The organism is Pseudomonas sp. GV105, from assembly GCF_003058185.1.
GTDB classification, from domain to species: domain Bacteria; phylum Pseudomonadota; class Gammaproteobacteria; order Pseudomonadales; family Pseudomonadaceae; genus Aquipseudomonas; species Aquipseudomonas veronii.
Window position 1 is genome coordinate 47,417 of sequence record NZ_QBUF01000004.1, and the last position, 14,623, is coordinate 62,039.

Below are 14,623 nucleotides of genomic sequence, written 5' to 3' on the forward strand. Positions count from 1 at the left end.
CGTTCCTGCAATTCAGGCAAGCGCGATAAGGGTTCTACCCTTGAAATGGCTGGCACCCACCGGGGTCCGACAGAACGCCAAAACGAAAAAACCCGCCAGAAGGCGGGTTTTTCGGGGTGCTCAGAGATTTTAAAAGCTTTCTCTGAAACCTTGTCTGGCTCCACGACCTGGACTCGAACCAGGGACCCAATGATTAACAGTCATTTGCTCTACCAACTGAGCTATCGCGGAATTCACCGTATGTTACTGATTAAAAAGGACAAGTCAAGCACTACCTGGCATTGCCGAACGCAATCGGATAACCCGTTCGGCTTTTACCCTGCGTGGGCCATTTCCTTGGCCAGGTCCAGCCAGGCGCGCGCTGCGGGTGGCAGGTGGGCGCTGGCGCGCCAGGCCAGGGCGATGTGCCAGTCGGTGTGGGGTTCGTCCAAGGGGATCAGGGCGATGCCGGCGTGCTGGTGCTTGTGCGCGAGCATGCGTGGCAGGAAGGCGACGCCCAGCCCTGCCGCCACCAGGTCGACGATGAAGTCGATCTGCCCACTACGGGCGGTGACGCGGGGCGTCACGCCCTTGCGTTCGCAGGCGGCGAGGATTAATGCGTTCAGGGCAAAACCGGCTTCGAACAGGATGAACGGTGAATCCGCGAGGTCGGTGAAGTCGATGCGCTTGCGCCGCGCGAGCGCATGGCTCATGGGCAGCACGGCCATCAGCGGCTCATTGCGCACGGGCTGGTAGTCGAAGCCATCGTCTACCGGCAGCAACAGGGCCGCCAGGTCGACCTCCCCGGCTTCCAGGCATTCGTGCAGTTTTTTGCTGCCGTGCTCGGTGAGTTCGATATCGATGTCCGGGTAGCGGTTGCGGTAGGTGGCGAACATAGACGCGAACAACACGCCGCATCCCACCGGCGGCAGGCCGATGCGCAGCACGCCGCGCTTGAGGTCGCGCAGGTCGTTGATCTCGGCGACCAGATCGCTGCGCTCGGCGAGCAGCACCAGGGCGCGGCGGTAGGCAATTTCGCCTGCGGCGGTAAGTTCGTTCTTATGCCCAAGACGATTAAGCAGCGGCGCGCCCAGTTCTTCTTCCAGGGTCTTGACGGCCTTGCTCACCGTCGACTGGGTCAGCGACACCACCTGCGCCGCCTGGGAAAACCCGCCTTGGCGCACCACCTCAACGAAGACACGCAGTGTTCTCAGGTTCATCGGTATTCCTTTTGCGACTGGGCACTAGCGATAAAAGTTGTTTTTATCATGCCAGAAGTTTGCTTACCGTAACCCCCCTTTGCCCTGTGGAGTCACTGCTCATGATCATTTCGTCGGCATCCGATTACCGTGCCGCCGCCAAGCGCAAGCTGCCGCGCTTCCTGTTCGACTACATCGACGGTGGCGCCTACGCCGAACACACGATGCGTGCCAACAGTTCGGACCTGGCCGAGATCAGCCTGCGCCAACGCATTCTGCGCAACGTGGATAGCCTGAGCTTGAAGACCACGCTGTTCGGTCAGGAACATGCCATGCCGATCATCCTCAGCCCCGTTGGCTTGACCGGTATGTACGCGCGGCGCGGCGAGGTGCAGGCGGCCAAGGCGGCGGCCAACAAGGGGATTCCCTTCTGTCTGTCGACGGTGTCGGTGTGTTCGATCGAGGAAGTGGCGTCGCAAAGCGCGCAGTCGATCTGGTTCCAGCTCTATGTGCTCAAGGACCGCGGCTTTATGCGTAACGCGCTGGAACGGGCGCAGGCCGCCGGGGTGACGACGCTGGTGTTCACCGTCGATATGCCGACGCCGGGCGCGCGTTACCGTGATGCACACTCGGGCATGTCCGGGCCGTATGCCTCGGCGCGCCGGATGCTGCAGGCCGTCACCAAGCCACAATGGGCCTGGGATGTCGGCGTGCTGGGCCGCCCGCACGACCTGGGCAATATCTCCAAGTACCTGGGCAAGCCCACCACCCTCGAAGATTACGTCGGTTGGCTGGCCAACAACTTCGACCCGTCGATCAGTTGGAAAGACTTGGAGTGGATACGCGAGTTCTGGAAAGGCCCGATGATCATCAAGGGCATCCTCGACCCGCAGGACGCCAAGGACGCAGTGAGCTTCGGCGCCGATGGCATCGTGGTCTCCAACCATGGCGGCCGCCAGTTGGACGGCGTGCTCTCCACCGCCAAGGCACTGCCGCCCATTGCCCAGGCAGTCGGCGATGACCTGACGGTGCTGGTGGACTCCGGCATCCGCTCCGGGCTCGACGTGGTACGCATGCTCGCCCTGGGCGCCAAGGCATGCCTGTTGGGACGTTCGACCGCCTATGCGTTGGCCGCCGATGGCCAGCACGGGGTGGAAAACCTGTTGGATATCTTCGCCAAGGAAATGCGTGTGGCCATGACGCTGACCGGCGTGACGTCGATCGAGCAGATCGACGCCACCACGCTGGTTCAGTACGGCGGGTAAAACCGCCGTCACCTGCCAAATAACTGACATCCTTTCGCCATGGCTGTTTTTGACCCCATAAACAGCCTTTGATTTATAAGGATTTTATTCAAAATAAAACAAAGTGGCATGAATCTCGCTCTAGCCCTTTCAAGCAGGTTAAGCGATGACAAGACGTGTGGCAGTGCCCAAGGGTTATAACCCCTGGCAAAGCGGTTTAAACTGTTTCCAATGTTTTACGGAACTGAAGGAACAGTAAGACGCTTGGCACTCGCCACTCTCATCGAGCCTGTAAGACAGCTAAGTGCTTAGAGGCCGACTGCTTATGAAAAACCCGCCCCAGCTCCACGCAATTGACTTCGACAGTGCCAAATTGCAACGCCTGGGCTTTAGTCAGTCATCCCCTCTCTCGCACCGCCCCACCACGGTCGCTCAACTGCGCCAACAACTGGGCCTGCAACTGCAGACCAGCCTGGAACCGCAATGCATCCTCGGTCTGTTCTTTCGCGAGATCCAGCGCCTGGTGCCCCTGGACGCTCTGCACTACAGCCATCAGGCCAGTGACCTGCGCCTGGAATTCGGCCATCGCGGCCATCATTCGGTGAGCTACGCCTTGAGCCATGAAGGCGAACATCTGGGCGAGCTGGTATTCCGTCGCAACCAACGTTTGATGGAAGAAGAACTGAGTCAACTCGAATCACTGCTGGCCACCCTGCTCTACCCGATGCGTAACGCCCTGCTCTATCGCGCCGCGACCCGCAGCGCCCTGCGTGACCCGTTGACCGAAACCGGCAACCGCATCGCCATGGACCAGACCCTGCAGCGGGAAATCGACATGGCGCGGCGACACTCGACCCCGTTGTCCCTGCTGATGCTCGACATCGATCACTTCAAACGCATCAACGACACTCACGGCCACGCGGCCGGCGACAAGGTACTGCGCGCCGTGGCTGCGTCGATCAAGGGCCAGTTGCGCAATGTGGACATGGTGTTCCGCTTTGGCGGGGAAGAGTTCCTGATCCTGCTCTCCAACACCGGCCGGGATGCGGCGGCGGTCGTCGGCGAGCGCCTGCGCCAGGCGACACAGGCCCAGGAATATTGGGCGGATGACATACGCATCGATCTGACGGTGAGCCTGGGCTGCTCGACGTTGTTGCCTGCCGAGTCTGCCGAAAGCCTGTTGCGTCGGGCCGACAGCGCCTTGTATGTGGCCAAGCGCGAAGGTCGCAACCGCTTGGCAATGGCGGGGTAAACCCCCGCCACGCGTTTCACATCACGCTTCGCTGGCGACGCGCACCAGGCGCTCGCGAACAGGCGCGGCCGCCGGTTTGTCTTTCTCCAGGCGCATGCAGTTTTCCAGGAACAGGTACATGTAGTTGTAGCTCTTGCACACGGCCTGGCGCAGCTCTGCCTGCAGTTGTCGGCTGGGGTTCGTACCGGCCAGGGTGCAGACGATTTCCAGCGCTTCCCAAGGGTGGGCATCGTCGTACTGGGCATGCATCTTCAGCCACTTCATCGCGCGCTTGCGGTCTTCCTCGGGGAAGGCTGCCGCATAAACGCCGGTGGAGCACACCAACGCGGACCACTCCCCCGTCGCGCCCTCGATGGCGTAGTTGGTGGCGGCGATCGCAACGATCAACGAATCGGCCGAACTGGTGTGCCAGCACCAATGGCTCAGTGCATGCAATTCCGGGGGTACGTTCTGTGCTTGCAGGTCTTCGAGGCTGACGCCGTGGGCGCGGGCCCAATGCAGCCAGTAATCGGCGTGGTTCAATTCCACCCGAATATTGCGCATCAGCCAACGCCGCGCCATATCCTCGCCAGGATGACGGGCAAACTTGGTCTTGGTGAGGTTCTGTGCCATATACAAGGCAAACTGTTCGACCACCGGCCAGCCACCGATCAGGTATTGGCGCATGGTCTTGGCGCTCAGCGTGTTATCACGCATGCGCTGATACAGTTCGTGTTCGACAACTCGGCGCTTGCTCTCGCTACAGTCCTGGATCAATTGCTGAGCCCAGGTGGGGTAACTCGAGGCTTCCATAAGCGGGCCGGTTCGGTTGAAGGTGTCGATCACTGTAAGGCTCCTTTTTAAGTGTGATTGTACAGACCAGCAAATGTTTCAGCGGAATGTGCCGGGCGCCTTGAATAACAGAGGCTGCGGCCGCACAGGTCGACACTGCAAACTATCAAAGGTAAACAATTGCGGGCGTTCAATCACATAGCCCTGAGCGTAATCCACACCAATCTCAAGCAATGCCTGTTCGATGTGCGGCGTTTCAACAAACTCAGCAATTGTGCGCTTACCCATGACGTGGCCGATGTGGTTGATCACTTCGACCATGGCGCGGTTAATCGGGTCGTCCAGCATATCCTTTACGAAACTTCCATCGATCTTCAGGAAGTCTACAGGTAAATGTTTCAGATAAGCGAATGAGGACATTCCGGCGCAGAAGTCATCCAGTGAGAAATGGCAACCTAAGGCTTTGAGTTCATTAATAAAGCGAATCGCACTGCCCAAATTGGCAATAGCGCAGGTCTCAGTTATTTCAAAACAAATCATTTCTGGCGGAACACTGTAAGCCGCGAACTTCTCGCGTAAAAAACCGAGAAAAGCGTCATCACCAATCGTTATGCCTGACAGATTAATCGCACACATTGCCATGGGCCGGCCCGGACGCTCATGCATGCAACGGGCAATCAGGTTGAACACGTTGTCCACCACCCAGCGATCCAGGGAACTCATCAACCCGTAACGTTCGGCGGCCGGAATGAAACTGTCGGGCAGAATGATGCGGCCGGCCTCGTCATGCAGGCGCAGGAGGATTTCAATGTGTCCATTGTCGGCGTCGGTGTGCCCCAGGGGCGCGATTTCCTGGGAGTACAGGCAAAAACGGTTTTCTTCCAGGGCCATGTGCAGGCGCTGCACCCAGGCCATCTCGCCAAAGCGCAAGGACAGCTCGGAGTCGTCCGCGTGGTAGACCTGCACGCGGTTGCGGCCCTTTTCCTTGGCCATATAGCAGGCCATGTCGGCGGCGCGCAGCGACGTTTCCAGGGTGGTCGGCACCTGGGAGATATGCACCAGGCCAATGCTGACTGTGGTCATGAACGGCCGGCCCTTCCACACGAAATGCAGGTTCTGCACCGTGTGGCGCAGGCTTTCGGCGATTTTTTCCGCCACCGACGCCGGGCAGTTCTCCAACAGGATGCCGAACTCGTCGCCCCCCAGTCGCGCCAGGGTGTCACCTTCACGCAGATCCGATTGCAGCAGTGCGCAGATATGCCGCAACAGCTCGTCGCCTGCCGCATGGCCGCAGGTGTCGTTGACCAGCTTGAACTGGTCCAGGTCTAGGAACATCAAGGCATGCCGCCCGCTGTGCTCACGCGCGACCTGTTGCAGCACCTGTTCCAGGCGGAACTCGAACTCGCGACGGTTGGCCAGCCCGGTCAACGCGTCATGGGTCGCTTGCCACGACAGGTTGGCGATGTACTGACGTTCCTGGGTCATGTCGTGCAGCACCAGCACCGCGCCGCTGACTTTGCCGGCGCTGCGGATCGGCGCGCCCACCAGGGTCACCGAAACGGTGCTGCCGTCCAGGCGCTGGATGGTTTTGGAGTGTTCGCTGCCGCCGCTCAAGCGGCCCTTGGTGATGTGCTCGATCAGCGCAAAACCATCGGGCTGAGCATTTTCATCCAGCAGGTTGAACAGTGCCGCCAGGGGCAGGCCCTGGGCATGGGCCGACGTCCAGCGCGTCAGGGCCTCGGCGGCCGGGTTCATGTAGGCAATGGCGCCATCGACATCGGTGGTGATCACCCCATCGCCGATCGACTCCAGGGTGATCTGTGCCCGCTCCTTCTCCACTTGCAGGGCATCGGCGAACGCGTGCCGCTGCGCCAACAACTTGTGGGTACGCAGCAGCGCCAGGGCGATCAGGCACAAGGCCGTGGCCAGGTTGGTGATCAGCAACAGCCGCAGGACGACGCGCGAGCCTTCACCCAAGGCATCGCTGAACGCCTTGGCCGCCGGCGTCACGCCGTCGTTGATGGCAAAGATATGCGCCTTCCATTGCCGCACATCGTCGTCATGGACCTGACCCGCGGTGATCGCCCGGTGCATCGACCGGGCCAGATCATCCAGCTGGACCAGGTAGCCATCGCCCACGGTCCACAGTTCGATGGCTTTTTCCAGGTAGCTGAAATGGCGAAAGTTGAGGTACAGCCAGATCACGCTGGAGACGTCGTCCGGGTGGTTGCCACCCTTGATGATCCCCTCGCGCGCCGCCTTGAGGTCGGGGGCAGGACGGTCCAGGGCGACACGCAGTTCATGCCCGCCCTGGGGCACGGCAATGGCTTGCTGGTATTTGAGGTAGGTGGCTTCGTCGCGATTATCGGCGTACAGCGTCAGATAGTAGATGGCGTCTTTCTGGCCCTTGGACCACAGGCTTTCGCCGCCCACATAGACGCGCACCGCTGAAAGCACATACAGACTGACACAGCCTAATAATGCCTGGAACAATACGACGGCAATAAAGGGCCAGACAATGCCCAACAACCTTGGCGTTCCGAGAGTCCGCTTCTGCTTCATGAAGTCCCTTGCACATGCACAGCTGAATACGCACGCGAACATCCGCTCCTAATAGCACAGCGTAGGCTAAATCAACGCACTTGTTGCAAGTGCCCGTAAAGTTTGGCGTACAAGCCACCCTCCGCGATCAGTTGCTGATGGTCGCCGTCCTCGGCGATATGCCCACCGTCGAACACCAGCACCCGATCAGCTTGTTTCACCGCCGAAAGCCGATGGGCAATAATCAGTGTAGTCCGCCCACTGAGAAACCGCGCCAACGCCTGGTGCAGGTTGTACTCGGTGGCGGCGTCCAGGGCCGAGGTTGCCTCATCCAGGATCACTACCTTCGGCTCGGCCAAGACCATGCGCGCAATCGCCAGGCGTTGGCGCTGGCCGCCGGAAAAGCGCACGCCAGAGCGTCCCACCACACTGTCCAGGCCCAGGGGCAACGCCTTGACGGTCGCCTCCAACTGGGCGATTTCCAGGGCCTGCCAACACGCCTGGTCACTGCGGTTGCGGCCCATGGTCAGGTTGGCACGCACGGTATCGTTGAACAGCGCGGGGTGTTGCAGCACCACCGCGACGTGCTCGCGGATAGTCTCCAGGCCGATTTCCTGCTGGGTTGCACCACCGAAACGAATACTGCCGGCCTGCGGTGTGTACAGCCCCAGCAGCAGTTGCACCAGGGTACTTTTACCGCCGCCGCTGGCGCCGACAATCGCGACCTTCTCACCAGGTTCGATGCTGAGGTTCAACTGGTCGAGCACCCGCTCTTCGCCATAGCCGAACGTCAGGCCACGCACGTCGATGCCGACCGTTTCGCGCCCAGTGAACGGGTCTGCGCCGCCGACATATTGCGGCTCATCGGCACGGGCGAGCAGCTCGTTGATCCGCGTCAGCGCCCCGCCCGCCGCGTAGTAGGCATATTGCAGGTTCAACAACTGCTCCACCGGGCCGATCATGAACCACAGGTAGCTGAACACGGCGAGCATCTGGCCGATGGACAGGTCGGAAAACAGCACGGTGAGCATGGCCGCCGCGCGAAAAATATCGATGCCGAACTGGAACAGCAAACCGCTGGCGCGGCTGGAGGCGTCGGTTTTCCATTGGGAGTGGATAGCATAGTCACGCACTTCCTGGGCGCGCTGGCCGAGGCGCCCGAGGAAAAAGCCCTGGCGATTGCCGGCACGCACTTCCTGGATGGCGTCGAGGGTTTCGGTCAACGCCTGGGTGAAGCGCGAAGTGCTGTCGTTTTCCAGTTTTTTCAGGTGTTTGACGCGCTTGCCCAACTGCACCGTGGCATAGATCACCAGTGGGTTGAACAGCAGGATCAGCAACGCCAGTTGCCAGTGCATCCACACCAGAATCGCCGAGGTGCCGACCAGGGTCAGCATGGCCACCAGGAAACGGCTGAGGGTTTCGCCGACGAATTTGTCCAGCGTGTCCAGGTCGGTGACCAGGTGCGTGGTGACGGTGCCGCTGCCGAGGCTTTCGTACTCGCCGAGGGAAATACGCTTGAGCCGCTCGATCAGGCGCACGCGGATGCGGTAGACGATGTCCTTGGCCAGCCGCGCAAACAAGCGCGCCTGCACCACGTTGAACACCAGCGCACCACAGCGCAGGGCCAGCGTCACCAGCAGCATCAGGCCGATATAACCGGCGGCTTTCTGCCAGCCCAGGGGCAGCGCGTGGTTCATTACCTTGAGCGCGGCATCGCCATGGCCCAGCAGCACTTCGTCGACCAGCAAGGGCAACAACAGGGGGATGGGCACGCTGCAGAGGGTCGCCAGTACGGCGACACCATTGGCGATCCACAGGGATTTCTTGTGACGCAAGGCCAGGCGGCGGATTTCCGCCCAGGTCAGTCGATCGACGCGGTGGGAGGGCTCTGTGTCAGGCTGATCAGGCACAGGCGGCTCGCTCCAGCCAGCGGCCGAGCAGCGGCGACAGCTCGGACAGCGGCTGGTAGCCATTGGTCAGCAAGGCCAACTGGCCATTGCGCTCGGCCAGCAACGTCGGAAAACCGGCGATCCCCAAATCCTGCACCCAGGTGAAATCGGCGGCGGTGGCGGCGTGCTGCTCAGCGCGGTCAAACGCCCCGGCGAACTCGATACGCGGTATGCCGGCTTTTTCCGCCAGCTCCACCAGAATACTGGCGAGGGTCACGTCGCGCCCCTCGACATAAAACGCATGCTGGATCAGCCCCAGCAGCTTCCACGCGCAATCCGGCGCCAGGCTGCGCGCGGTGACGATGGCGCGGCACGCCGGCTCAGTGTCGTAGACAAAACCGTCGGGCAGCGCGCCTTCATGCTTGAACGTCTGCCCGGTGGCGTCGGTGACCGCCTGCCAGTGTTCCAGGATATAGCGCCGGGTCGACGGGTCCAGCGCCGCGCCGCTGCCGGTGCGCAAGCCGCCCACCACCAGGTGCAACTCCACGCCGGCCGCCTGGGCCTGCTCGACCAACGCCTCGGCTACCGGAGCAAAGCCCCAGCACCAGGAACACATCGGGTCCATTATGTAGAGCAGGCGCGCGGACATGGTTCAGGCCTCGGAAGGGGTTTGCTTGTAGTTGTAGCCAATCGGGTGCGGCATATTGCGAGCCTTGGCCAATTCAATCTGCTTTTGCCGGTCGATCGCGCTGCGACGGGTTTTCTCCGGCAGCTTATCCCAGCAATGCGGGCAACTGATGCCCGCCACGTAGTGCTCGGATGCGCGGTCTTCCACACTAACCGGTGTGCGACAGGCATGACATTGATCGTAGTCGCCTTCGCTCAAGTCGTGGCGCACAGTGACGCGGTTGTCGAACACAAAGCAGTCGCCCTGCCATTTGGTCTCGGCCTGCGGCACCTCTTCGAGGTACTTCAGGATGCCGCCCTTGAGGTGGTAAACCTCATCGAAGCCTTCGCTGAGCATATAGCTGGAGGCCTTCTCGCAACGAATGCCGCCGGTGCAGAACATGGCGACTTTCTTGTGCTTGGCCGGGTCGAAGTTGGCTTTGATGTAGTCGGGAAATTCGCGAAAACTGGTGGTTTTCGGGTCGATCGCGCCTTCAAAGGTGCCGATGGACACTTCATAGTCGTTACGCGTATCGATCAACAGCACTTGCGGGTCGCTGATCAGCGCGTTCCAGTCCTGCGGCTCGACATAGGTACCGACTTTTTTGTTCGGGTCGACGCCTTCGACGCCCAGGGTCACGATCTCTTTCTTGAGCTTGACCTTGGTGCGATAGAACGGCTGCTCGTCGCAGTACGACTCTTTGTGGTCGATATCGACCATGCGCGGGTCGTTCTTCAGCCAGGCCATCAAGCCATCAATGCCTTCGCGGCTGCCGGAAACGGTGCCGTTGATGCCTTCTTCGGCGATCAGCAAGGTGCCTTTGATGCCGTTGTCGACCATCGCCTGCAGCAGGGGCTCGCGCAGGGCGACGTAATCTTCGAGGGTGACGAACTTATACAGTGCCGCCACGACAATCGGTTGAGTCATGGGTGTTCTCTCCAGGTGGCTACCCTCGTAAGGGGTGAACCGGATGCAAAAAAAACGCGCCGGCTAAGCGGCGCGTTGCGGATTCTATCAGGGATGAACCGTTAACTGTAGGAGCGAGCTTGCTCGCGAAGGTCGTGAACGATGACACGGATAACCTGACGCCCAGCGGCGCTCTGAGTTTTTTCGCGAGCAAGCTCGCTCCTACAGTAGATTCAACATCAACCCGTCAATGGCCGCCAGCGCAGGTCGGCGAGGCCGGGGCTGCGTCGGTTTTCGCCCATTCCTCAGGCGTATAGGTATGCAGCGCCAGCGCATGAAACTCGCTCATCAGGTCACCCAGGGTGGCGTAGACCTTCTGGTGGCGCTTGACGCGGTTAAGCCCTTCGAACTGCTGGCTGACCAGCACGGCCTTGAAGTGGGTCTGCAACCCACGGCTGTGCATATGGCTTTCGTCCAGCACGCTCAGGTGGTCCGGGCCCAGGGCGGCAAGCGCCGTTTCGATACGCTGTTGCATGGTCATTCCTGCTTACTTCTTCTTGGCCGGTGCGGCGGCTTTAGGTGTCAGCTCGTTGGTCATGTCTTCCAACAGCTTGTTCACCACCGGCACGGCGCTTTCCAGCTTGGCCTGGGTCATCTGGGCCGATTGCTGGGTCAGTTGCGGCATTTTTTCCAGGACTTTCTTGCCCAGCGGCGACTGGTAGAAGGCAACCAGATCCTTGAGTTCGGATTCGCTGAAGTTGCTGGTGTAGAGCTTGACCATGTCCGGTTTCAGTTTTGGCCAGCCGATGGCCTGGTCCAGGGCGGCGTTGGCCTTGGCCTGGTAGCTGTCCAGTACGGACTGCTTGGCGGCAGGCGCTTTGGTCTGTTCGAAACGCTGGGCGAACATTTGCTGCACTTGCATGTACACCGGGGTCCCCAGCTTGTCAGCGTGGGCCAGGGTAAGGAAGGCTTCGGCACTGGCGTTGTGGCTGGCGGTATCGGCAAAAACCTGGCCGCTGGCGCAAACCAGAGCAACCGCGGTACAGATGGCACGAAGACGAGTCATCGAGTTTCCTTTTCTAGCAGGCGAGGTAAGACCCCAAGGGCGCCCATTCTGCGCCTAAAAAACGCCATGGCTCAACCCCACCCCTTGTCAGGCATGGATTTGCGGTGGATGAATCCGATGAAAAGGCTTTTATGGAACCCCCAGGGCCGATCACGGCCTAAACTGCGCAAACGAACCTGAAGGAGTGTGCCCGATGAGCCGTATCGAAACCGACAGCCTGGGAGAAGTCCAAGTCCCGGATGACGCTTACTGGGGCGCGCAGACCCAACGCTCGCTGGTGAACTTCGCCATCGGTGAGCAGCGCATGCCCCTGGCGGTCTTGCACGCCCTGGCCCTGATCAAGAAAGCCGCCGCCCGGGTCAACAGCCGCAACGGCGACCTGCCCGCCGACATCGCACGCCTGATCGAACAGGCCGCCGACGAAGTGCTCGACGGCCAGCATGACGACCAGTTCCCGCTGGTGGTGTGGCAGACCGGCAGCGGCACCCAGAGCAACATGAACGCCAACGAAGTGATCGCCGGGCGTGCCAACGAGCTGTCGGGCAAGACGCGCGGCGGCAAGAGCCCGGTGCATCCGAACGACCATGTGAACCGCTCCCAGAGTTCCAACGACTGCTTCCCCACCGCGATGAACATCGCGGCGGTGCAGGCGGTCAACCAGCGACTGCTGCCGGCGATCACACACCTGTCCGGCGGGCTGGCGGAATTGTCGGCGCGGCATATGAAGCTGGTGAAGACCGGTCGCACCCACATGATGGATGCCACACCGATCACCTTTGGCCAGGAACTCTCGGCGTTCATCGCCCAGCTCGATTACGCCGAACGCGCGATCCGCAGCGCCCTGCCCCAGGTGTGCGAGCTGGCCCAGGGCGGCACCGCGGTCGGCACCGGGCTCAATTCGCCCCACGGCTTTGGCGAGGCGATTGCCGCCGAGCTGGCAGCCTTGTCGGGTTTGCCGTTCGTGACCGCACCCAACAAATTCGCCGCCCTCTCCGGCCACGAACCGCTGGTGACGCTGCACGGCGCCCTGAAAACCCTGGCCGTGGCCCTGATGAAAATCGCCAACGACCTGCGCCTGCTCGGCTCCGGCCCGCGCGCCGGGCTGGCGGAAGTCAAACTGCCGGCCAACGAACCGGGCAGCTCGATCATGCCCGGCAAGGTCAACCCGACCCAGTGCGAAGCGCTGTCGATGCTCGCCTGCCAGGTCCTGGGCAACGACGTGACCATCGGCATTGCCGCCAGCCAGGGGCATTTGCAGTTGAACGTGTACAAACCGGTGATCATCCACAACCTGCTGGAATCGATCCGCTTGCTGGCCGACGGCTGCAACAACTTCCAGGAACACTGCATCACCGGCCTTGAGCCCGACGCCGACCAAATGGCCGCGCACCTGGAACGCGGGCTGATGCTGGTGACCGCGCTCAACCCACACATCGGCTACGACAAATCGGCGCAGATCGCCAAAAAGGCTTACGCCGAAGGCCTGACCCTGAGGGAAGCCGCACTGGCCCTGGGCTACCTCACCGACGAACAGTTCGACCAATGGGTACGCCCGGAAAACATGCTGGAGGCCGGACAATAAGCGCGTAGCGCGTGCTTTTGCTTTGCTCTTGCTCTTGCTCTTGCTCTTGCTCTTGATCTGCTTTTGATCTTGATCTTAGGCGCCCCGTAAAACCACGCTGGCCGAACGCAGGTTTGAATCCGTGGGTAACCCGGCAGGACGCCGGGTTAGCCGTCCTGGGCCATGGATGGCCCATGACGGCGGCCCACGGATTCAAACCTGCGTTCGGGCACACCGAGCCTAGGCGAGGTGCCGAGTGGTGGGGCAAGAGCGTTTTGCTTACTTTTGCGCTTTTCAAAAGTGAGCCGCCGTAAGGGCGGAACCCATAGCGGCCATTACCGCAGGAACGGATATGTACCCGGTCAACCGAAAGAACATGGTCGGCCCAGAGGCCGCCATCGGGGGCAAGCCCCCTCCCACATTTAGAACGAGGTGAACCTGTTAGATATGTATCGGCTGTCAGGGCGCCATCGCAAGCAACCCCCCTCCCACACTTAGGCCCGCGTACACCCGATAAAAACACCTGGGCCAATCAAGACACCAACCGCGCCCGCCGCGCCTTGAGCCCCGCAAACAACGACGGCGCCAACGCCACGGTCGCCGACCCCAACACCACCACCAACGCCCCCACATACCCCAGCGCATTGATCTCTTCAGCCTGCACAAAATCCGGCCACCACCACGCCGCCAGGGCCACCGCCACAAACGTCACCAAGGGCGTCAGCGCCAGGGTCGCACTCACCCGCGAGGCTTCCCAATGGGCCAGGGCCTCGGCAAATGCGCCGTAGGCCACCAGCGTGTTCATGCAGCACGCCAGCAGCAGCCAGCCTTGCAGCGGGCTCAGTTGCAGGGCCTCCAGCGGATGCGCCCAAGGCGTGAGCAACACCGCGCACGACAGGTAGATCACCATCATCACCTGCAGCGAATTCCACACCGTCAGCAATTGCTTCTGGCCCAAGGCGTAGAACACCCAGATAGTAGTGGCGAGCAGAACCGTCAGTACCCCGGCGGTGTAGCTGCCCAGGGACGTCAGCAACTCCACCAGACGCTGGTTGAAGAACAGGCCAAAGCCGATGACCAGCACCACCAGGCCCAACACCTGGCCCAGGCTGAAGCGCTCTTTAAACACAAACACGCTGGCGACCATCAGGAAGATCGGCCCCATCTGCACCACCAGTTGCGCCGTACCGGGGCTGAGCATGTTCAGACCCACCAGGTACAGCACGTAGTTGCCCACCAGCCCGCACACGGCCATCGCCACCAGCCAACCGCGACGCGGCCCGAGCACGCGCAGGCTGGGCAAGCGCTTGACGGCGGCGAGGTAGACGAACAGGCAACTGCCGGCGACCGTCAGGCGAAACCAGGTGACGGTGATCGGGTCCATCACCTGCAACACTTGTTTGAGTTTGACCGGGAGAATGCCCCAGAGCAGCGCGGCCAGCAGGGTCAAGCAAAAGCCATAGACCCAGCGGCCGGAAGAGATGTGCATGAGTGCCCCAGAAGCCAGAGGAAGTGGAACCGGCATTCTAGGGGCAAGTACACGGATTG

The 14,623-nt window shown here is 61.2% G+C and carries 12 protein-coding genes, 1 tRNA gene and 1 pseudogene; 4 read left to right on the forward strand and 10 right to left on the reverse strand.

Features of this window, described 5'->3' with window-relative positions; genetic code table 11:
- Positions 1 to 155: 155 nt before the first annotated feature.
- Positions 156 to 231 (reverse strand) — tRNA-Asn (locus C8K66_RS08700).
- An 83-nt stretch (positions 232 to 314) separates the two neighbouring features.
- On the reverse strand, positions 315 to 1,199 hold the full coding sequence (locus tag C8K66_RS08705) for a LysR family transcriptional regulator (protein WP_046382593.1): 885 nt from the start codon (positions 1,197 to 1,199) through the stop codon (positions 315 to 317).
- Positions 1,200 to 1,300: 101 nt separating this feature from the next.
- On the opposite strand from C8K66_RS08705, the gene lldD reads away from it, so the two are divergent.
- Together lldD and C8K66_RS08715 are read left to right on the forward strand one after the other, a co-directional pair.
- Positions 1,301 to 2,443: an FMN-dependent L-lactate dehydrogenase LldD gene (gene lldD, locus C8K66_RS08710; protein WP_046382592.1), complete on the forward strand. Its 1,143-nt coding sequence runs from the start codon at positions 1,301 to 1,303 to the stop codon at positions 2,441 to 2,443.
- Between the two features lie 304 nt (positions 2,444 to 2,747).
- Positions 2,748 to 3,674: a GGDEF domain-containing protein gene (locus C8K66_RS08715; protein WP_046382591.1), complete on the forward strand. Its 927-nt coding sequence runs from the start codon at positions 2,748 to 2,750 to the stop codon at positions 3,672 to 3,674.
- Positions 3,675 to 3,695: 21 nt separating this feature from the next.
- On the opposite strand, the gene C8K66_RS08720 is transcribed toward C8K66_RS08715, so the two are convergent.
- From C8K66_RS08720 to C8K66_RS08740, 5 genes are all read right to left on the reverse strand, one after another.
- Positions 3,696 to 4,466 carry a TenA family transcriptional regulator gene (locus C8K66_RS08720; RefSeq protein WP_186352193.1) on the reverse strand — a complete coding sequence of 257 codons (771 nt, stop codon included), beginning with the start codon at positions 4,464 to 4,466 and terminating at the stop codon, positions 3,696 to 3,698.
- A gap of 78 nt (positions 4,467 to 4,544) precedes the next feature.
- The gene (locus tag C8K66_RS08725; RefSeq protein ID WP_046382589.1) at positions 4,545 to 7,007 is read right to left on the reverse strand and encodes an EAL domain-containing protein; all 2,463 of its coding nucleotides are present in this window, start codon (positions 7,005 to 7,007) and stop codon (positions 4,545 to 4,547) included.
- Between the two features lie 71 nt (positions 7,008 to 7,078).
- Positions 7,079 to 8,896 carry an ABC transporter ATP-binding protein gene (locus tag C8K66_RS08730; RefSeq protein WP_046382588.1) on the reverse strand — a complete coding sequence of 606 codons (1,818 nt, stop codon included), beginning with the start codon at positions 8,894 to 8,896 and terminating at the stop codon, positions 7,079 to 7,081.
- The gene (locus tag C8K66_RS08735; protein ID WP_169881343.1) at positions 8,889 to 9,491 is read right to left on the reverse strand and encodes a DsbA family protein; all 603 of its coding nucleotides are present in this window, start codon (positions 9,489 to 9,491) and stop codon (positions 8,889 to 8,891) included. The genes C8K66_RS08730 and C8K66_RS08735 overlap by 8 nt, the downstream gene beginning before the upstream one ends.
- Before the next feature lie 36 nt (positions 9,492 to 9,527).
- Positions 9,528 to 10,469 (reverse strand): rhodanese-related sulfurtransferase, encoded by a 942-nt coding sequence (locus tag C8K66_RS08740; RefSeq protein WP_017845867.1) that lies wholly within the window; start codon positions 10,467 to 10,469, stop codon positions 9,528 to 9,530.
- A gap of 86 nt (positions 10,470 to 10,555) precedes the next feature.
- On the opposite strand from C8K66_RS08740, the pseudogene C8K66_RS31220 reads away from it, so the two are divergent.
- Positions 10,556 to 10,678 (forward strand): annotated as a pseudogene (locus C8K66_RS31220) (outer membrane lipoprotein carrier protein LolA); the annotation flags it as partial.
- Between the two features lie 17 nt (positions 10,679 to 10,695).
- Here the strand turns inward: C8K66_RS31220 and C8K66_RS08745 are convergent.
- Together C8K66_RS08745 and C8K66_RS08750 are read right to left on the reverse strand one after the other, a co-directional pair.
- The gene (locus tag C8K66_RS08745) at positions 10,696 to 10,989 is read right to left on the reverse strand and encodes a BolA family transcriptional regulator (RefSeq protein WP_026139887.1); all 294 of its coding nucleotides are present in this window, start codon (positions 10,987 to 10,989) and stop codon (positions 10,696 to 10,698) included.
- A 6-nt stretch (positions 10,990 to 10,995) separates the two neighbouring features.
- On the reverse strand, positions 10,996 to 11,514 hold the full coding sequence (locus C8K66_RS08750) for a DUF2059 domain-containing protein (RefSeq protein WP_010567461.1): 519 nt from the start codon (positions 11,512 to 11,514) through the stop codon (positions 10,996 to 10,998).
- A 193-nt stretch (positions 11,515 to 11,707) separates the two neighbouring features.
- On the opposite strand from C8K66_RS08750, the gene C8K66_RS08755 reads away from it, so the two are divergent.
- Positions 11,708 to 13,096: a class II fumarate hydratase gene (locus C8K66_RS08755; RefSeq protein ID WP_057003904.1), complete on the forward strand. Its 1,389-nt coding sequence runs from the start codon at positions 11,708 to 11,710 to the stop codon at positions 13,094 to 13,096.
- Between the two features lie 511 nt (positions 13,097 to 13,607).
- Here the strand turns inward: C8K66_RS08755 and C8K66_RS08760 are convergent.
- Entirely contained in the window at positions 13,608 to 14,564 is a 957-nt protein-coding gene (locus C8K66_RS08760) for a DMT family transporter (protein WP_046382585.1), read from the reverse strand.
- Positions 14,565 to 14,623 lie beyond the last annotated feature (59 nt).